The sequence below is a fragment of the Clostridium aromativorans genome, assembly GCF_020908015.1.
Taxonomy (GTDB): domain Bacteria; phylum Bacillota; class Clostridia; order Clostridiales; family Clostridiaceae; genus Clostridium_B; species Clostridium_B aromativorans.
Map to the genome: position 1 here is coordinate 40,678 of NZ_JAJJPB010000016.1, position 19,414 is coordinate 60,091.

At 36.4% G+C, this 19,414-nt stretch carries 17 protein-coding genes; 12 read left to right on the top strand and 5 right to left on the bottom strand.

Annotated features, from left to right (window positions below; all coding sequences use genetic code 11):
• Positions 1-5: 5 nt before the first annotated feature.
• The 3 genes from LN736_RS12265 to LN736_RS12275 are packed head-to-tail and all read right to left on the bottom strand — an operon-like array spanning position 6 to position 3,973.
• The gene (locus LN736_RS12265; RefSeq protein WP_229981634.1) at positions 6-671 is read right to left on the bottom strand and encodes a TorD/DmsD family molecular chaperone; all 666 of its coding nucleotides are present in this window, start codon (positions 669-671) and stop codon (positions 6-8) included.
• Complete coding sequence (locus tag LN736_RS12270) at positions 672-1,286, bottom strand: 4Fe-4S dicluster domain-containing protein (protein ID WP_229981635.1); 615 nt, start codon at positions 1,284-1,286, stop codon at positions 672-674.
• The gene (locus LN736_RS12275; RefSeq protein ID WP_229981636.1) at positions 1,286-3,973 is read right to left on the bottom strand and encodes a molybdopterin-containing oxidoreductase family protein; all 2,688 of its coding nucleotides are present in this window, start codon (positions 3,971-3,973) and stop codon (positions 1,286-1,288) included. The genes LN736_RS12270 and LN736_RS12275 overlap by 1 nt, the downstream gene beginning before the upstream one ends.
• Before the next feature lie 377 nt (positions 3,974-4,350).
• Here LN736_RS12275 and moaA point away from each other — a divergent pair, with 377 nt between their 5' ends.
• Positions 4,351-5,307: a GTP 3',8-cyclase MoaA gene (moaA, locus tag LN736_RS12280; protein WP_229981637.1), complete on the top strand. Its 957-nt coding sequence runs from the start codon at positions 4,351-4,353 to the stop codon at positions 5,305-5,307.
• A 3-nt stretch (positions 5,308-5,310) separates the two neighbouring features.
• Here the strand turns inward: moaA and LN736_RS12285 are convergent, their stop codons facing one another.
• On the bottom strand, positions 5,311-6,198 hold the full coding sequence (locus LN736_RS12285) for a LysR family transcriptional regulator (protein WP_229981638.1): 888 nt from the start codon (positions 6,196-6,198) through the stop codon (positions 5,311-5,313).
• Positions 6,199-6,376: 178 nt separating this feature from the next.
• Between LN736_RS12285 and LN736_RS12290 the strand changes: the two genes are divergently transcribed.
• The 10 genes from LN736_RS12290 (at position 6,377) to LN736_RS12335 (ending at position 17,031) form a co-directional block, all read left to right on the top strand.
• Positions 6,377-7,297, top strand: coding sequence for a LysR family transcriptional regulator (locus tag LN736_RS12290; protein ID WP_229981639.1), 921 nt, complete (start codon positions 6,377-6,379; stop codon positions 7,295-7,297).
• A 189-nt stretch (positions 7,298-7,486) separates the two neighbouring features.
• Positions 7,487-8,389, top strand: a complete 903-nt coding sequence (locus LN736_RS12295) for a bifunctional enoyl-CoA hydratase/phosphate acetyltransferase (protein WP_179977779.1) — start codon at positions 7,487-7,489, stop codon at positions 8,387-8,389.
• Positions 8,390-8,415: 26 nt separating this feature from the next.
• Positions 8,416-8,559: a hypothetical protein gene (locus tag LN736_RS12300; RefSeq protein ID WP_229981640.1), complete on the top strand. Its 144-nt coding sequence runs from the start codon at positions 8,416-8,418 to the stop codon at positions 8,557-8,559.
• A 305-nt stretch (positions 8,560-8,864) separates the two neighbouring features.
• Complete coding sequence (locus LN736_RS12305; RefSeq protein ID WP_229981641.1) at positions 8,865-10,163, top strand: MFS transporter; 1,299 nt, start codon at positions 8,865-8,867, stop codon at positions 10,161-10,163.
• Between the two features lie 271 nt (positions 10,164-10,434).
• Positions 10,435-11,601, top strand: a complete 1,167-nt coding sequence (locus LN736_RS19140) for an acyl-CoA dehydrogenase family protein (protein ID WP_229981642.1) — start codon at positions 10,435-10,437, stop codon at positions 11,599-11,601.
• Between the two features lie 246 nt (positions 11,602-11,847).
• Positions 11,848-12,990, top strand: a complete 1,143-nt coding sequence (locus LN736_RS12315) for an acyl-CoA dehydrogenase family protein (RefSeq protein ID WP_229981643.1) — start codon at positions 11,848-11,850, stop codon at positions 12,988-12,990.
• A 12-nt stretch (positions 12,991-13,002) separates the two neighbouring features.
• Entirely contained in the window at positions 13,003-13,791 is a 789-nt protein-coding gene (locus LN736_RS12320) for an electron transfer flavoprotein subunit beta/FixA family protein (RefSeq protein ID WP_150356638.1), read from the top strand.
• 15 nt (positions 13,792-13,806) lie between these two features.
• A complete protein-coding gene (locus tag LN736_RS12325) occupies positions 13,807-14,817 on the top strand; it encodes an electron transfer flavoprotein subunit alpha/FixB family protein (protein WP_179977775.1) in 1,011 nt (336 codons plus the stop codon).
• Positions 14,818-14,866: 49 nt separating this feature from the next.
• Positions 14,867-16,549, top strand: coding sequence for a medium-chain fatty-acid--CoA ligase (fadK, locus tag LN736_RS12330; protein WP_229981644.1), 1,683 nt, complete (start codon positions 14,867-14,869; stop codon positions 16,547-16,549).
• Positions 16,504-17,031, top strand: a complete 528-nt coding sequence (locus tag LN736_RS12335) for a hypothetical protein (protein WP_150356635.1) — start codon at positions 16,504-16,506, stop codon at positions 17,029-17,031. The genes fadK and LN736_RS12335 overlap by 46 nt, the downstream gene beginning before the upstream one ends.
• A gap of 2 nt (positions 17,032-17,033) precedes the next feature.
• Here LN736_RS12335 and LN736_RS12340 read toward each other — a convergent pair whose 3' ends face one another.
• On the bottom strand, positions 17,034-17,918 hold the full coding sequence (locus LN736_RS12340; protein ID WP_179977773.1) for a LysR family transcriptional regulator: 885 nt from the start codon (positions 17,916-17,918) through the stop codon (positions 17,034-17,036).
• A 179-nt stretch (positions 17,919-18,097) separates the two neighbouring features.
• Here LN736_RS12340 and LN736_RS12345 point away from each other — a divergent pair, with 179 nt between their 5' ends.
• Positions 18,098-19,387, top strand: a complete 1,290-nt coding sequence (locus tag LN736_RS12345; RefSeq protein WP_150356633.1) for an MFS transporter — start codon at positions 18,098-18,100, stop codon at positions 19,385-19,387.
• Positions 19,388-19,414 lie beyond the last annotated feature (27 nt).

Consider the following 19,414-nt stretch of genomic DNA (forward strand, 5'->3'; position numbering starts at 1 on the left):
TGCAGCTAATTCGTTAAACTTTCCAGAATTGTATTGTCCAAGTGCAAATAGCCGTTGGTGATTTTTCCAATCCCCTTGTAGAATTCTGTATGGGCATACTTTTCTATATCACTGCAGAAGCTTGGAACCCAATTCAATAAATGCTTACTTAAAAAATTCATCTGTTCCTTTAAGCAGGGCAAAAATTTTGATTCATCCTGTATATTCAAAACTTCTTGTGCCTCTTGACATAGAAATGCCATAAATTCCAGTTCCAGGGATATATGATCTTCAAAGAGATTCAGCTTTTCCTCATCTTTTTTCAGACCCTTTGCTGCATATATAGTCATCACTTTATCCCGGGCATCCTGCATCATGATTTTCTTTTCACTGGTATACACCGACTCATAGGGAAATGCAGCAGAACCCTCCGCTATTCCTGCAGCAAGGAAAATTTTCGCATAATCTACAGCTAGGTCAGTCAATGCAGTATTACCATGATTATCCAGATATTTTCCAAGCATTTGGTATCCTTCCCTGAGTTCAATTTCACAGCAATCTACAGGAAAGTCCATGTTTTTCATCTGCATAAATAAGGGTTCATCCACTTCTGATTCATAAAGGCGCTCCAAAAAACGATACAAATTTTCACGGTTTCTCATAAGTGTCAGGTACTCTGGATTCTTATTCACCTATCTTTTCCTCCCGTCCTGCTGGCTGCACTCCTGCGGGATAACATCAATCCACTTGTCACGGCGCAAAATGTATCGAACAGAAGGGTGAGTGCCAACATCCCGAAGACTATATACATTTTCACTGCCAGCTTCTTTTAATGCCAGGGATACATCGCTGTTCGGATCATTGATATCGCCAAAAATCATGGCCCTGCCTGAGCAATTTTTTACACATGCAGGCTTTTCACCTTTTTCTGTCAATTGAGTGCACAGAGTACATTTATCCATTACTCTCATTTCGTTGTTGAAGTTGTTTATTTCATAAGGACAGGCTCTATGACAGCTCTTGCAGCCTATGCATTTTTCCTGATCAATGAGAACGACACCGTCGTCACTGCGTTTATAGCATGCACCTGTAGGACAGACTTTGACACAAGCAGGATCAGCACATTGCTGGCACATAACCGGCAGCCAATACATCTGTACATCCGGATATGTTCCTGTAGGACCTATGGTCAGTACTCTATTTCTCGAAGAACCCAGTGCAACTTCATTCTCCATTTTACATGCTACACTGCATCCATAGCAGCCGATACACCTGTCTAAATCAATTACCAAAACATTTTGTTTCATTATTTAACCACCTCCGTAGGATCGGATGGTTGAGGGAGCCATGCCTTGAACTGTTCAGGTTTAGTCCAGACTCCTTTTGGCGGACCGTCCTCAGCTCTTGAAACCCTTACGAGAAATCCTCTTAAAGTGTAGGTCCCCACAACATCGTTGTATGGAGCAGTTGATTTTGAAAGTACGTTGACGTTCATTTCACGCCATCCTTCTGTTTCAGTATGGTAATTTTCGGGGAAAACAAAACGTTCCATATATACGGCACCAGGATTTATGCCCTTTGTCACATTGGCTTTTGCCTTGATCTTGCCTCTTAGTGATTCCACCCATACCCAGTCTCCATGGGAAATGCCGTAGGTTTTTGCAGCTTCCGGGTGAATCCAGATCTCAGGAACGGGGTACATTTCACGCAGCCATGGAACATTTCTCAAGGTTGAATGATGATAAAATGGGAGTCTCCCATTGGTCATAACCAAAGGGTATTTTTTAGCAAGCTCACTGTCTTCAATAGGACTTTCAGAAGGTTCCAGGTAGTATGGCAGCGGGTCATAGTCTTTTGAAGCAGGAGGCAGTTCACAAGTACTGTAAGGCATTCCCGTTCTTCCTAAGGTAATGAGACTCTCCAAATAGAGTTCAATTTTCTTGGAAGGTGTATCGAATCCTCTTGGCTTGCCTGTCTTTGGGTCCTTCTGCTTGTAGACATAATACTGTTTCCACTGGTTTTTAGGAAGGAACTCAAAAGGAGCTTTTTCCTTAAATTCATCCCATGTCATATCAAAGGCGCTTGTACAGCGATTTAGAAGTTCATTCATATCTTTCCAGTAAGGAAGATCGTTTCCCATAAATTCTTCATCAAATGCTTTCCTGCAGTTTTCATGTCCAAGTTCTGCACAGCGTTTTGCCAGTTTGGACCAGAATAATGTTTCATCCATGGTTTCCCAAAGGTGGGTAACTGCTTGTCTAGCAAAGACTTTATTACAGGACTCCACGGGCATATCCGTCTCCAGCCATTCTGCTGCAGGAAGGAGCATGTCTGCATAATTGGAGAATGAAGTAGGGTACATATACATATGCACAACAAACTCCATCTCTTTAATAGCGGGAACCCATGACTTACTCTCGGCTACATTGGCAAACTTATTGCCGGAACGCTCAATCCAGACTCTTGGTTTATAAGGTTTTCCAGTCAGGATTGCCTCTTTGACACTGCCAGGGTGTCCTGCCCACCAGAATAGAAGTCCTTTGTATTCGTTGCCGCCCAGACGCTTTTTGAGTTGTTCCGCTGGAAGCAATTTACGGGCAGCTGGTACAATATAGGTTGAGACAGCAGCATCACCGGGAATAACACCGCTTGTTTTAAAGCGCTGCATCAGTGATCCTGGCCTTTCGATGTTGCCCATCAGCGCATTGAGAATAATTGCTGCCATGGCTGCCTGTACTGAATTGGGGCTTTGATCGGTGGCAACGCCAAGGCAGAGACCTGCAGGAGAATTTTGTGCATATATATTAATGGCCTCTTCAATTTTACTTGCGTTAAGCCAGCATATTTCTGCCGCCTTTTGAATAGTATAGGGTTCCACTCTCTCCTTTAAAAGCTGAAATCCGGTTTTACATTCAACTCCATTTACGCTAAAGCTGCCCTCCAGTGCAGGAGACAGATCATTATTCCAGGGATAGGCTAGGGACTTAGCTGAATTGGTTTTTGTATCCCACACCATAAAAGTATCTGGAACATTAGGGTCATTGCTTTTATTAGAACGTAAGAACATCTTGGTCTTGACATCCACCAGATAAGGCAGATTTGTCCATTTCAGGACGAAATCACTGTCGTAAAGTTTTTTATCAATGATATAGCGAGTCCAGGCCTGTAGTAGTGCCACGTCGCTCCCCGGTCTTATAGGTAACCAAACATCAGCTTTAGCTGCATCTGGTGTCATACGGGGATCGATTACAACGGTTTTTACTCCCTTGGCACGAAGGTCTGCAACGGCACCTCCGCCCATTGCAGGACTGGAGTAGGAAGGAGCTGCTCCCCACAAGACCAAGCATTTCATTGGTGTATCATCGGCATAGTAAATTTCCAGGCAATTTGAGTCGGCAATACTGTAGTCAGAACCACCATACATCAAATTATTGGCTAGAATACGCGGCAGATAACATTGAGCACAACCGGGTTCAAACCAGTTGGGAGTACCAAATACATTACAAAATCTGGCGATACTCCAAAATTCAGGATTTCCACCTCCTCCAGTAGAACAGAGTACAGCTTCTGCTCCATACTTTTCACGTGTTTCCATAAGTTTCTTGGCGAGAATATCAATGGCTTCATCCCAGGAAATACGCTTCCATTTATTTTCACCTCGCTTGCCCACTCTCAGCATTGGATACTTATTACGATTTGGATTATAAAGAGCTTGTATGCCGGAAAGTCCTTTGGCACACATGGATCCTTTGCTCATAGGATTTTCAGGATCGCCTTCAAGCTTGACTACTCTGCCGTTCTTGACATGGGCAATAACACCACAGTTGGAGATACATGCTCTGCAGCATGTTTTTACAGTTTTAGTAGAGGATGATACATCATCTTGTGATGACTCATTTTGAATTAATTCCCTTGAACCATTTAGGGCTGATGTAATTCCCGTTATATTTGTTGCGCTGAGAAAATCTTTTTTATTTGTTTTTTGTTCTTCCATTTAGTTGCCTCCTTTACTGATAAATAATTTTAGATAATTATCAAATATTGTGAGTAAAGTCATTATCTAAATTTAGCATAACATCTTATAAATTCAATTTCCAATTCAAAAAAAGTGATTGCTTATTCCAAAAATGAATAATTTATGATGCCTATTACGATAGTAAAATATTTTAACTATTCCGTTTTTGAATCGATTATATAATAATTTTAAATTGATTGCAGGTACAAATTATGATTTACTAAATTAAATGGATAATTGTTTAAAAGATGTTTATCATCTATTGAAAACGATTAAACAATATTTAGATAGATATATTAATTTTGGTGGATGTTTAAAGATTCGTGAGTATAGGAGTCACGTGATGGAGGAATAATATGATGGATTCATATGAAAGAAACATAAATTATTTGAGAATATCCGTTACAGATTTATGCAATCTCAGATGTAGATATTGTATGCCTGAAAAAGGTATAACAAAGATACAACATGATCAGATATTGAGGCTGGAGGAAATATATAAACTGGCAAAAATTTTTGTGTCACTGGGAATAAAAAAAATAAGAATAACAGGAGGAGAACCTCTAATTAGAAAGGGCATCATAAATCTAATTGAAAACATAGGCAAGTTAAATAAAATTAAAGATTTTGCCATGACTACAAATGGAATACTTCTCAAAAAGTATGCCGGAAATTTAAAAAATGCAGGCCTCAATAGGGTAAATGTTAGTCTGGATACTTTAGATCAGAAGAAATACTATGATGTAACTAGGGGAGGATGCCTGAAAGATGTTCTTGAGGGAATTGAAGAAGCTAGGAAAGTGGGACTTGCGCCGATAAAATTAAATACAGTTTTGATCAGCGGATTTAATGACAGTGAAATAGAAAGCTTTGTCAATCTAACAAAATATGAGAAAATAGATGTCAGATTTATTGAGCTTATGCCCATTGGACGGACAAAGAATTGGTCGCTAGATAGATTTATATCAAATAGGATAGTTTTGGAGAAAGTTAAAGAATTAAAAAAAATTGAAAGAAAAGATGTGTCATCGCCAGCTGAATACTATAAATTACCTGATGGGAGAGGTAGGGTGGGACTTATAAGTCCTGTTTCCCATAAGTTCTGTAGAAATTGCAACAGAGTTAGATTGACAGCAGATGGTAAGCTCAAAGACTGCCTCCTTTCAGATTATGAAATAGATTTGAAATCGGCACTGAGAAATGGAGGAAATTTGAAAAAAATAATAATTGACTCAATTAACAACAAGCCTAAGGAACATAATCTGGAGAAGGGAGAGTATGTAAAGAGAAACATGACGGCTATAGGAGGATAATGATCATTCATTGTTTCTATCAATTAACATTTTAATTAATTCTCTGACCTTGGGATTTTTTTGACTGTGTTTGTTTATAACAGCTCCCAATGTAGCTGGAATACTGGGGGAGATAGGTATTAAGACAACATTGTTAGCTAGTAATTGGCTGGCCAGTTTACGTGCTATTAAAGCAGAACCAAGTTTAGCTTCCACACCGCCTAAAATAGTTTCAGGTCTTCCTCTAAATATAATATTCGGGACAATATGATGTTCTTCGAAAAAAGCCATGCATAGATGGGATATGCATGTATAGGTTTCCATCAGCATAAGAGGGATATTTTTTAATTGTTCCGGGGTAATGTGGTCTAGTTTTGCCAGGGGATTGTCTTTGTGAACTGCCAGGACAATTTTATCCGTTGAAACAGGGACAAACGGGTTTTTGCCGTTGGTTAAGTTTTGTTCATCCCAATAGGTCAATGCTATGTCAAAATTATTGCCTAGCAATTTACGAAATAATTGAGGCTCTTCCAATTCCTTGAGGTTAATTATAAATGAAGGGTTTTCCAATTCAAATCTGCTTACTGGAATGTGAAAGCCGAAACAGCTCATTATAGGCAGAGTTAATACTGTTATTCTGTATTTGTATCCAGGTTGTAGTTTTTTTGCCATGTATTTTAGATGATAGATCTCACCTAATATATGTCGGGCCTGGGGTAATAATTGTTTTCCTTCCTCCGTTAATTTTACATGCCTGCGGCGGCGATTAAAAAGCTGGACACCTAATTCACGTTCCAGTGCCTGTATTTGTTTGCTGACAGAAGATTGGGCAATATTTAACTCTAAGGCGGTTTCCATGTAACTGCCCGTGTCTATTATGGTTACAAAATATTTTAATTGTTCTTCTGTCATCATAACTCACCTATTCCATTTTTGAATCAATTATATAATAATTTAAAATTGATTACAAGTATCGATTTTGATATCTTGATAATGAAGGAGCCTTTTAAGATACAAACTAATGTAAACTATTTCAAAAGAATGTATTGTTATAAGGCAATATTTAAAGTATAAAGAGGGGAAATAAGAGATGCCAATTAGCTTATTACGTGAGTTTATTGTGCTTTCTAAAAACTTGAATTTTAGTATAACAGCACAGCAGCTCTATATTACACAATCTGTACTTAGTAAGCACATCGCTTTATTGGAGAAAAAAATTGGCTTAACTTTATTGACAAGAAATCACCATGGTGTTGAGTTGACTGCAATAGGAAAATTATTTTTAGTAGAGGCTATTGCTATTGTAAACAGATATGATGAAGGTATGAAAAAAGTAAAGATGGCAGTATATGGGATTAAAGCAGAATTGAGGATCGGTTATTTATATGCACATACTAAAGATATCCTTGTATTATCTATACAGCTATTTAAAAAACATTATCCTCATATTGAACTAAAATTAATGGCTTGTGAATATGGAAAATTAGCTCAAAAACTTAAAAATAGTGATTTCGATTTAATCCTGACAGTTAATTTTGATAAAGATATTCTATCCTGGTGCAATACGTACAAGCTATATGAAGATGTTCTTTGCGCCGTAGTATGTAATGATCATCCCTTAGCTAAGCAGCGAAATGTTACGATTCATGAACTGAATTCAGAACGTATTTTGATGCCTTCAAATGATGATTTTAATGGATATGCTACATTTGTGAATGAGATTTTTAATTCGGAAAAATTATCCCAAGATAGGAAGATTCGATATAAGTGTATAAATTCTTCATTATTAATGGTCGAAGCGGGATATGGTGTTGCAATTGTACCACAAAAGCTCAAGGTTAATGCAAGCAAAAAAATTTGTTTTATACCACTTAAAGGAGAACAATATTCTTTTGATGTTATTGCAGCCTGGAGAAAATCAAATAATAATCCAGCGATAAAGAAATTCATTCATATATTGTCACAAGTCAGATATGATTGCTTTTGCAATGAGAAAATTGAATCGTTTTAAAATTAAAGGGCTATCTCTAATGAAAATAATTTTCAAAGGAGGTAGCATTTTTTACTTGTAATTTGTAAAATAAAATAATAGGGACAGCAGCTAAGCTTAAAGGAAAAAATTATTTGCTTGCTGAACGTATTCTATCTAAGGTGTTTAAAGGGTGAAGAAAAAGCAAAGTGGTACTTAGGGGGAAGAAAAATGATAAAAAATCTTAATGATTTAATAGAGCAAATTAAATCAAAAAGATGGGGAAAAAAGAAAAGGATCATTGTAGCTGCAGCAGAGGATTTGGATATATTGGAAATAGTTGAAAAGGCTACAGAACTTAAATTAGGAGAATTTATACTTGTAGGAGATAAAGAAAAAATAGAAAAAATAGCAATTAAAAATAATAAGAGACTATTATGTGAAACAATTGATGAGCCTGACAATAGAAAAGCTGTAGAAAAAGCAGTGGAATTTATAGTAAAAGGTGAGGCAGATATAATAATGAAAGGACTGCTGCATACAAGTACATTTCTAAAATCAGTGCTTAATAAAGAAAATGGATTGAATGCGGGTAGATTGATAAGTCAGATCTCAGTCTTTGACAAGGAGTTTGGAGAAGGGCTTCAATTACTGACTGATTGTGCTATGGCAATACAACCTAATTTGGATGAAAAAAAGCAAATCATAGAAAATGCAGTATCACTAGCAAGAAAAATAGGATATAAAAAACCAAGGGTAGCTCTGCTATCCGCACTTGAAATAATAAACCCAACAATACAAGATACAGTAGAGGCTGCAATACTAAGCAAAATGGGTGACAGAGATCAAATAAAAAATGCAGTAATTGATGGACCTTTTGCATTGGATAATGCAATATCACTGGAGGCAGCAAAGCATAAAGGAATTAAAAGTGAGGTTGCAGGAAAAGCAGATATCCTTGTAGCACCTAATTTGCAGGTAGGTAATGTTTTGACAAAAGCACTTACATACTATGCACATAAAGATGTAGCAGCAGCAGTAATGGGAGCGAAAATACCAATTATAATGACTTCAAGGACTGATATGATAAAAAATAAATTACTTTCAGTAGCCTTAGCAAGTTACATTTCGTGATAAGTTATTTGAAAGAGAGGTATGAAATGAAATATTGTATTCTTACTCAATTAAAATATATTGGAATGCTTGCTGAAAGAGATCTTGGTTATAGATCTGTTTTTATAACGGATGATAAAATTAAGCATTCCAAGTTATTTGCCAGACGACTAATGAGTGATGAAGTGTGATCTAAATAGAATTAAATTGTAAGTGAGGCTTGCCTAATAGGGTGAGCCTTATTTTTATATTTTGACAAGTCATAGTTTGTAAAATTTTAAAATAATACTCTTCTTGAGGTTTTTTTATTTTTTCGGAAAATACTAATTTTTAGCTATCTGTTTATATTGGACAAGTATATCTCTCTATCAAATTATAGTTAATAACTATTAATAACAATAAAAGCAATAATTAGTAACTATTGGAAATAAAACAGATGTTTAAGTAAAATTTAAAATGACGAATTATTAAATTTAAGAATGTTAGGAGGAGTAAAATGGATATAAAAATTGGAAATAAAAGATGGAGAATCGTTCTATTACTGACGTTATGTTATTTAATCTTATATATGGATAGATCCTGTATGTCTATGGCAGGTCCGGAAATGATAAATTATTTTGGATGGAATGCCAGTGAATTTGGTTTAGTTTCCACAGCTTTTTTTATTGGATATGCTTGTACTCAGATTTTAGGAGGATGGCTGGCAGATCGTTTTGGTGGCGGAAGAGTTGTTATGTTTGGAGCCATATGGTGGTCCGTATTTGTTTTCCTTACTCCATTTGGATCAACAATAGGCCTTATGGTTGTAATACGTATAGTGATGGGGATGGGTGAAGGTGTTTCACTTCCAGCCATGTCTACAATTATTGCAAAATGGGTACCTAAAAAAGAATCGGGACTGGCATGGGGTATAAGTATAATGGGTGTTTCCATGGGTATTGCATGTGCAATGCCGCTTTCGGCTTGGATTATTAAAATATGGAGTTGGCAGATGGTATTTCATTCATTTGCATTTCTAGCACCAATTTGGGTAGTTATTTGGTGGAAATTTGGAAAGGACAGGCCAGAAGATTATGCTAAAATAAGTAAGGAAGAACTGACGTATATAAGGAAGAAGACATCGGATGACAGCTCCAGTCCAAATGAAGATAATGATCTCACTTATAAGGACATATTTTCTACGCTGTCTGTATGGACAGGTGCATTGTCATTTTTCTGTACCAATTATTTATTTTATCTGTTTATGACGTGGCTTCCTACATATTTTGTAAAAGGAAGGGGATTTGAAATGGGAGCAAGTGCTATTTATACGATGATGCCCTATATTGTTGCAACTTTTACATATCCTATTGGGGGATGGCTAGCAGACAAAGCAGCTAAGAAATTTGGGCATAATATGGGTAGAAAATTATTTCCACTTATTGGAATGGTGGGGGCAGGAATATTACTTGTATTGGGCTCCAGGGCATCAGATCCTATTTCCGCAGTTGTACTTATATCCATATCAAATGGTATATTGTGTTTAACAATGGGAGGGTATTATTCTATGCCTATGATCTTCTCTTCCAAAGATGCAGGAAAAATTACTGGACTTTATGCGACTTTCGCTACAATAGGAGGTATATCAGCTCCGTTGCTTACAGGGATAATAGTTGATAGTTATGGATACTCAAGTGCTTTGTATCTGGGTGCAGGCATATCTATACTGGGTGCAATTATTTTATTGACAAGTCAAGTGAGACCTATAGTACCTATATCTAGGAGAAAATTATCAGATAAAAAAGTACAAGTGTAATTTTTGATTATTTGAGAAAAGGAGTACTGTAAAGTTATTTTTTAAAATAACTTTACAGTACTCTATTTTTATAATTTTGATTTGTCTTGTATGGCAGTCTCCTATTTTTGGCTATTTGTGTATGTTAGATAAGTATGTCTTTCCCTCAAAATTATAGTTAATAACTATTGATAGTGACAAAAATGATAATTAGTAACTATTGGAAATATAATAAACGTTTAACTAAAATGGAAGCATAGAAGTTTTTACAAAATATCAGGGAGGTAGTAAGGTGTCAAAATTAAGCGAAAACGAATTCAAAGCATACTTAAAGCAGGTGAGAGCTTTAGCTGAAGGTCCTTTTGAGGAAATTCAGAAAGAAGTTGAGGTAACAAATAAGTTCCCTCAGAAATTCTTTGACCTGGCAATTCAAAACAATTTATATAGATGTGCGTTGCCGGAGAAATATGGTGGATGGGGATTGAGCCCATTGCAGATATTACAAGTACAGGAAGAGTTCAGCAGGGGACCAGGAGGAATGCGTATGCACCTTCATTATGCAGTAGATATGAACTGGAGAATTCTCGATGATTTTGGAAATAGAGAATTGAAAGATGAATATATGGACAAATTTCAGGACAAGACAATTTTTACCTGCTTTGCTTTAACGGAAAAAACGGGTGGTACAGGTGCAGATTTGCATACAAGGGCTGTAAGAGATGGTGATGACTACATAATAAATGGTGAAAAGACTTTGATTTCTCATACAGATTGTTGTGAATTTGCATATGTAATTACTGTTACTGATCCAGATGCTCCTAATGATAAGAGATTATCTGCTTTCTTTGTACCAGTTAATACTCCTGGTTATGAAGTCGTTCCTATGCCTCATATGATGGGATGTCGCGGTGCCGGGCATGCAGGATTAAAATTTACCAATATGAGAGTTAACAAGAAGTATCTACTTGGTAAAGAAGGAGACGGACTTAAGGTGGCAATACACTCATTATCTGTGTCAAGGGCTTATATAGCAGTGAGTAATCTCGGCATGGCACAAAGGATGCTGGAAATGGCTATTGCGAGAGCAAAAGACAGAGTCACATTTGGTAAACCGTTGGTTAAAAGACAAGCAATACAGCAGATGATTGCAGATATGGGTACTGAAATATTTGCACTGAGAATGATGATCTATAATTTTGCTAAAGATTATGAAGAAGGTAAAGATATTGAAATGAAAGCAGCTATGTGTAAGCTTCATAGTATAAATACCGTAAAATTAGTGTCTGATTATTGTCTGGAGATATTTGGTGGTATTGGATATTTTGAAGACAATCCTTATGGACCGGTAGAAAGAATGTATCGTGATTGTCGTGCAATGTGGTTAGAAGAGGGACCTAGATCGGTTCAAAGATTAACGGCTGCGAGAAAATTAATTGCAAGTGGCGGTGTTATTGATTAATTTTCTTATTATAATTTGCAAGGTGGAAAAAATATTTTAGTTCCAAAGTAGAAATGCTTTGTGAAAGTATTTTTGAGTTAATCCGGACTTATTCGGCTATATGCAAGAATTTGATCCGGAAGCCTTGCTGTATCTAAAATAGCAGTTATTACATGGAAAAGATATTATGAAATACATTCAATATATACACTTGGGATCTAAAAGAGAATTAGAACTGCTTGAAAAATAATGAGAGGTGGAAAATTAATGAGCTTATTGTATACCAAGGAGCAGAAAGAATTAATTGCTCTTGTAAAAGAGATGGCAGAAAATGAAATTAAGCCATATATTCAGGAATTAGATGAAAAAGGCGAATGTCCCAGAGAAATGTTTAAGTGTTCTTTTGATATGGGGCTTCATATGCTTGAAATCCCTAAGAGTTATGGTGGAACTGGTTTAAGCTATGAGACTACGGCTATGATTTTTGAAGAGCTGGCAAAGGTTGATGCAGGTTATGCAATTACTTTTGTTACTACATTTGTTGCTTTAAGAAATGTGATTCTTTCCGGTACTCCTGAACAGGGCAAGTATTTTGCTGATGTTATTGGGAAAGGCAATTTTGCATCTTTTGCACTTACTGAACCCAATGCAGGTTCAGATCCTGCAGCTATTAGGGGAACTGCTGTAAAAGACGGAGATGAATATATTTTAAATGCCTCTAAGACATTTATCACAAATGGAGCCTTGGCTTCATTGTTTGTAGGATTTTTCAAAACTGATCCGGAAGCAGGACATAATGGAATTTCGGCATTTATTATTGATGAAGATACAGCGGGAATTACTATTGGAAAACATGAAGATAAAATGGGACTCCGCTTATCAAATACTACGGATGTCATTTTTGAAGATGTCAGAGTCCCTGCATCCAATATGCTGGGAAAAGATGGGGGCGGATTTAAACTGGCATTAAATGCACTTAATCTATCCAGAGCTTTCGTTGCCACTTTAGCAGTAGGTATTATGCAGAGGGCTTTAGATGAATCTATAAAATATGCAAAAGAAAGAAAACAATTTGGCAAGCCTATTATTAAATTTCAGATGGTACAGCAGATGCTGGCTGATATGGCAATTAAAATAGAGGCATCTAGAGTATTGGTAAATAATACTATGCGGTTAATGGACAATGGAAATCTTGTTCGTAAGGAAGGTGCTATTACTAAGACTTTTGTATCTGATTGTGCTCAAGAAGTTACGTCCAATGCAGTCCAAATTTTTGGCGGATACGGATATAGCAAAGAGTACCCTGTAGAAAAGCTTATGAGAGATTGTAAAGTATTTCAGATTTTTGAAGGAACTAATCAAATCCAAAGAATGACTATAGCAGGTGTATTAGAAAGGGAATATAAATAAGGGGGAAGCAAGATGAATATTGTTGTTTGCGTTAAGCAGGTTCCTGATACGACGGAAATTAAAATTGATCCAGTAAAAAATACTCTCATTCGTAAAGGAGTTCCAAGTATTTTAAACCCATTTGACAAAAATGCTTTAGAACAAGCTCTTAAATTGAAAGACAGATATGGTGGAAGGGTCACTGTAATTTCTATGGGGCCTGACCATGCAAAGGAAGTTTTAAGGGAAGCTCTTTCTATGGGTGCCGATAAAGCATATTTAGTTACGGATAGGGCCTTTGGTGGTTCAGATACTTATGCTACTAGTTATATTTTATCTAAGGTAATTGAAAAATTAGGGTCCTTTGATTTTGTCCTTGTGGGAAAACAGGCAATTGATGGAGATACAGGACAGACAGGTTCAAGCATTGCAGAGCATCTGGGAATTTCTAGACTGAGTTATGTCCTTGATATTGAAATAAGTGAGAGTAAATGTATTGTAAAGCGTCAGGTGGAGGAAGGTATAGAAGTGGTGGAAACAAAATTACCGGTTCTCTGTACTTTGACTAAGGAAAGCAATAAACCGAGGTATGCAACTATTAGGGGGAAAATAGACTCGTTAAAAGCAGAAATAGAGGAGATTCACTTGACGGATGTGCCCGATATCGATACTACTAAAATTGGACTCAATGGTTCGCCTACAAGGGTAAAAGCAACTTTTACACCAAAGCGTCAGTCCAGTGGTGAAATAATGGAAGCTGTAAATCCGGAAAAAACGGCGAAAGTTTTAGTGGGTAAGCTTGTGGAATCAAAATTATTATAAAGGGGATTTTTAATTATGAGTTTTGAGGAATATAAAGATATATGGGTATTTATAGAATGCTTTCAAGGGCAGCCAAAAAATGTTGGATTTGAACTTTTGGGGCAGGGAAGGATACTGGCAGATAGGCTCAAACAGAAATTATGTGCAGTGGTTATTGAAAGCAATGTCGATAAGGCAATTGATGGTGCAAAGTGTTACGGTGCAGATAAAATTTATGTAGTTCAGGGAGAAGAGTATAAAAATTATTCTTCTGATTCCTATGGAAATGCATTTTTAAAATTATGTCATAAATATAGGCCAAATACCATTTTAATAGGTGCCACTATAAGGGGAAGGGAACTTGGATCTAAAATTGCAGTTAGTCTGAGGACAGGTCTTACTGCGGATTGTACAGCGTTAAGTGTAGATGAGGATAATGCAAATGTTGTATGGGAAAGGCCTGCCTTTGGAGGTAATCTCTATGCTCAGATTCTATGCAGTGGCACACGTCCTCAGATGGGTACTGTAAGGCCAGGTGCTTTTAAAAAACCGGAAAAAGAGGAGAACAATATTAGCAAAATAATTACAGAAAATATCAGGATGGATAAAGTTTCTGCTCTTACAAAAGTAATAGATTTTATTAAATCTACGGAAGATGCTGGAGTTAAACTGGAGGAAGCGGAGTATATTGTGTCTGGTGGAAGGGGAATGAAAGGACCGGAAAATTTTGCAATGCTTAAAGAACTAGCCGATTTACTGGGAGGAGCCGTGGGAGCATCAAGAGCGGCTGTGGATTCGGGCTGGGTTCCCCAATCAAAGCAAGTAGGACAGACTGGTAAAACTGTTTCACCAAGAGTTTATATTGCATGTGGAATTTCTGGAGCAGTGCAACATCTTGCGGGAATGAGTTCTTCAGATACTATTATAGCAATTAATAAAGATGAATCTGCGCCGATTTTTGAAGTAGCGGATTATGGTGTAGTAGGTGATGTATTTGAAATGGTTCCAGCATTAATTAAAGAAGTTCGTTCAATAAAAAACCTATAATTGAAGAATGTTTCAAGCTGTGTTCTTTCTTATAAGGAGATAAAGGGCTATGATAGGTCAAATTAAGATAAATAGCAGTCGAAAAAAAATATATGAAAAAATGGGATACTGGGGAGATAAAACTCTTCTGGATTATTGGAATGTATCTGTGAAAGATTATGCGGATCGAGAATTTGTTGTAGATGATAGAGGATACCGGTACACCTATAAGGAGATAGACGAAAAGGCGGGGGCTATTGCTTCTTATTTTATTAAGGTTGGTATTGAGCCAGGAGATGTAATTTCTTTTCAGATACCTGTATGGAGTGAATTTGTTCTGATTGTTGTTGCATGTATGAAAGTAGGTGCTGTAATTAATCCTATTGGTATGTGTTATGACGAAAAAGAAGTTGTTTATCTTTTGAATCTTACTGAGAGTAAAATTTTTATTTGTCCAACATTGTATCATAAGACCGATTATGAAAAATCGATTATATCGGCTAAAAAATATATAAAAAGTTTAAGTAATGTTGTGTTGTTGGATAATCTTAAAACGAAAAAAAGTGAAAATGTTACTTTGAAAGAAATTCTTTCTACTTATACTACTTTAGCAGATGAAGTTAAAGTCAATAGTAATGATGTTGCAGCTGTTCTTTTTACTTCAGGGACTACCGGGCACACAAAAGGGGTCATGCTTACACATAACAACATAATATTTAGCGAAAGATATTTTAACAGAGAATTAAGTCTTACTAAAGATGATGTTATGTTTATGCCTGCACCGTTAAACCATGCTACTGGATTTCACCATGGAATTATTGCCCCTATGTTTATTGGAGCAAAGGTTATTTTGCAGAGTAGGTTTAAGAGTAAAGAGGCAATTGAACTTATGAATGCGGAAAAATGCACTTATTCAATGGGTTCAACCCCTTTTATATATGATATTTTAAATGATATGGAAAATGAGGGGCTGCGTCTTAATTCGTTAAAATTTTATCTTTGCGGGGGGGCTCCAGTGCCTGGGAATATGGTTCGAAGAGCTTATGAATATGGTGTTAAACTGTGTGAAGTCTATGGTTCTACAGAAAGCGTTCCTCATGCATTTGTGAGATTAGATGAAACTTTGGAATTGATGGGAAGTACTTCAGGAAGACCTGTAGAGGGAGTAGAAGTTCGTATCGTAGATGAGAATAGGCAAGATGTTTTTCCAGGAACAGTTGGGGAAGAAGTATCTCGTGGACCCAATGTATTTGTAGGATATATTAATAACAAAAAAGCTACGGATAAAGTATTGGACGATGAAGGGTGGTTCTACAGCGGCGATCTATGTGTCGGCGATGAAGATGGCAATATTAAAATAGTAGGAAGAAAGAAAGACATGATTATCAGGGGAGGAGAAAATCTTAATCCCAATATTATTGGCAGCTATATTGTCGAGTGTCCAATGATTCAGGATCAGGCAGTGATAGGGATGCCTGATGAGCGGCTTGGCGAACGGATTTGTGCTTATGTTGTATTGAAGTCAGAACAGAGATCTTTAACGTTAAAAAAACTTTTAAAGTACTTGAAACAGAAAAGGATTCCCAAAAGGTATTGGCCAGAAAGATTGGAAATTATAGGTGAAATTCCTAGAACTGATAGTGGAAAAGTGAAAAAGAATTTATTGAGGGAAGATTTAAAATTACGTATGCATAAGGAGGAATTAGTTTGCGAGAACAGGAATTTGGGCCAAGGAGATCTAAAGAGACTGTAAAACCTGGAGTTATGTGTCAAGAGATAGTGTTCTATTATTGTAAACATTGTAAAAATCTTTTTCAGCTGTTTGGTGCTGGGGAAGGAAAAATCCTTACTTGCTGTGGCGAAAAAATGCAGTTATTGGATGCTAAATCTCCTTCAGAAGTTTCAGAGTGTGTGTTGATTGATTATAAAATAACGGGGGGATACAACGAAAATGCAGTAGAAGTTTTCTGGAAAATAAAAAAAAGGAATGTTTCAATAAAATGGATTTATATTAAAACTTTTACAGGGGGACAGATAAAGTATGTGACAAATCCCCAAAAAACATCTTTTATATTTGCGTTGGCGGATGAAGATGCCTATGCGTATTGTGATGAAGATCCCTGCTTGGAATGTGTATTTCAGTGTAAAAGGGGATTTGAAATCTATGCATATATGGGGGCAGGTGTGTTGATAAAGGTTCCTCTGGAAAAAATGCATGCCAATTGGCAGTCCTGATCCTATAGCTTTTTCTCCTTTTTAATTATATAGCTTATAAATGTCTTTACAGGTATGGTGTGATAATGTTTTTTACCATAACACATGTATACTATGTGTGCATTGAATTTGGATGGCATGTCCAACTTAATGAGCTTTAAATTATGAAATTGAAGTAAATACGGAGTGTGTGCAACTATGCCAACTTTATCTGTAGAAGACATAATCCCACCAATGGCAACTTCATCGTCAAAAGCATATGTTGCACGTAAACCAAAGGGCTTTAAAAGTTTTTTAACGGATTTTCCAATGGATAGATTATCCCGGTAGGTGATTAGAGAATAATTATGGATATCTTTGAGATTAACGAATTTTTCTTTTGCCAAAGTATGATTAACGTTTACAATGAGAATAAATTCCTGAGATATAATCGGAATAAACTCAAGATCAGGTTCGTTTTCCAAAAAAGAGCAAAATCCAATGTCATATTTTTCGGACTTAATACCTTGTACAATTTCCGATGTCACATTAGTGAAGATATTAAATTTTGTTTTGGCATTTAGAGTTTTTAAAAATCGGTTAATTGCCTTGGGCAAAAAATTATATAATGTTGGGACACACCCTATATCAATACTTCCAGCGATATTTCCAGTTTCTTTTTTCACATAATCAATTCCTTTTTCTAGTTCATTTAGAGATGCACACACATAATGATAGAATTGTTTTCCATACTTTGTCAGTTTAGCGTTTCGACCATTTTTAACAAAAAGTTTAATACCAAGCTCTTCTTCCAAAGATGAAATGGAGCCACTTAAAGTGGGTTGTGTTATATACAGCTCTTGAGCAGCTTTAGTGAAATGTTGTAGTTCAGCCAGTTTTTTAAAATAATATAATTGGTTTAAGTTCATGGATATTCCCCCTTAAGTATATACTTAGTTTTACAAATTTTACAGTATGTTCATGTAAATTTTATCACAATATTATGATAATTTCTACATTTTAATAAATTTTCAGCAAGATTTATGCTAATATTTTCAATTATTATAATAATGTGAAATTTTTAAGTAGGAAGGAAGTAAAAAAGACAATGAGTTCAGAAATTGGTAATAAGCGATGGTTTATTGCATTTATGATGGTTTTTGTTTATGCTGCTATGTATCTTGGCAGATCGAGTCTTTCATATGTTGGACCCGTACTTATGAAACAATTTGGTTGGAATGCTACCCAGTTTGGTTTGGCTTCTACAGCATTTTTTATAGGTTATGGTCTTACAATGCTTCCATCTGGCCCGTTAGCCGATAAATTTGGTACTACCAGAGTCTTAATATTCGGTGTTCTTTTCTGGTCAGTGTTTGTTTTCTTAACGCCATTCGTTGCATCACTTGGAATGATTATCATCGTTCGTGCCTTAACTGGTGTAGGTCAAGGTACTGTTCTACCTTCTAATGGTACGTTGATGTCAAGATGGATGCCTCAGAAGGAAGTTGGTTTAGCACAGGGCATCGTTATGATTGGCACACCGTTGGGTATTGCTCTTACCATGTTAACTGCACCATTTATCATGGCAAGTTTTGGCTGGAAGTCAGTTTTTTGGATATTTGCTCTTATAGGCCCTATATGGACATTTGTTTGGTTGAAGTTTGGTAAAGACAGGCCTGAGGATGATCACAGGCTTTCTAAGGCGGAATTAGAGTATATTAAATCAGGCCAGGTAAACAAGGAAATTACTGGGGATGCTGCCAAAGTTGTTGCCAAAGATATTTATTCAACACCATCTGTATGGATTGTTGCTCTTTCTTATTTCGCAAGTAACTATCTATTCTTTATGTTTATGACTTGGTTGCCTACTTATTTTGCCATTGGGCGTGGTTTTTCAATGAAAACAGCCGGTCTGCTTTTAGTAGCGCCTTATATTGTAGCTATGTTTTGTTATCCCCTTGGCGGCAAATTAGCCGATTCATTTGCTAAAAAACTGGGAGATAATGTAGGTCGTAAAATGTTCGAGGTTATTGGGCTAGCTGGAGCTGCTATTTTATTAGTATTATCAAGTTTGTCTACTAATATTATTGTAGCTGTTATATATCTTTCTATTTCAAATGGGCTACTTTCTATCACTCAAGCACCTTTCTTTTCAACTGCTGTCATTTATTCGCCGAAAAATGCTGGCATGATTTCTGGATTATATGGATTCTTTGGCACAGCAGCAGGCCTTATAGCTCCGATTGTTACTGGTATCATAGTTGATTCTGCTGGTTATAACAATGCCCTTTTTGTAGGTGCTGCAGTTGCCGTAGTTGGTGCAGTTATAATGTTATTTGCCAAAATTAAGCCGGTTGAAGCAAAGAAAGCTAAGTTTAAAGGCCCTGTATCTATCTAAATTAATTTGAAAATTTAGATATTTCAA

Bases quoted from the DNA above. Each gene is read 5' to 3' on its own strand.
- LN736_RS12270 (WP_229981635.1), bottom strand. From the start codon at position 1,286: ATGAAACAAAATGTTTTGGTAATTGATTTAGACAGGTGTATCGGCTGC.
- LN736_RS12275 (WP_229981636.1), bottom strand. From the start codon at position 3,973: ATGGAAGAACAAAAAACAAATAAAAAAGATTTTCTCAGCGCAACAAAT.
- moaA (WP_229981637.1), top strand. From the start codon at position 4,351: ATGATGGATTCATATGAAAGAAACATAAATTATTTGAGAATATCCGTT.
- LN736_RS12285 (WP_229981638.1), bottom strand. From the start codon at position 6,198: ATGACAGAAGAACAATTAAAATATTTTGTAACCATAATAGACACGGGC.
- LN736_RS12290 (WP_229981639.1), top strand. From the start codon at position 6,377: ATGCCAATTAGCTTATTACGTGAGTTTATTGTGCTTTCTAAAAACTTG.
- LN736_RS12295 (WP_179977779.1), top strand. From the start codon at position 7,487: ATGATAAAAAATCTTAATGATTTAATAGAGCAAATTAAATCAAAAAGA.
- LN736_RS12300 (WP_229981640.1), top strand. From the start codon at position 8,416: ATGAAATATTGTATTCTTACTCAATTAAAATATATTGGAATGCTTGCT.
- LN736_RS12305 (WP_229981641.1), top strand. From the start codon at position 8,865: ATGGATATAAAAATTGGAAATAAAAGATGGAGAATCGTTCTATTACTG.
- LN736_RS12315 (WP_229981643.1), top strand. From the start codon at position 11,848: ATGAGCTTATTGTATACCAAGGAGCAGAAAGAATTAATTGCTCTTGTA.
- LN736_RS12320 (WP_150356638.1), top strand. From the start codon at position 13,003: ATGAATATTGTTGTTTGCGTTAAGCAGGTTCCTGATACGACGGAAATT.
- LN736_RS12325 (WP_179977775.1), top strand. From the start codon at position 13,807: ATGAGTTTTGAGGAATATAAAGATATATGGGTATTTATAGAATGCTTT.
- fadK (WP_229981644.1), top strand. From the start codon at position 14,867: ATGATAGGTCAAATTAAGATAAATAGCAGTCGAAAAAAAATATATGAA.
- LN736_RS12340 (WP_179977773.1), bottom strand. From the start codon at position 17,918: ATGAACTTAAACCAATTATATTATTTTAAAAAACTGGCTGAACTACAA.
- LN736_RS12345 (WP_150356633.1), top strand. From the start codon at position 18,098: ATGAGTTCAGAAATTGGTAATAAGCGATGGTTTATTGCATTTATGATG.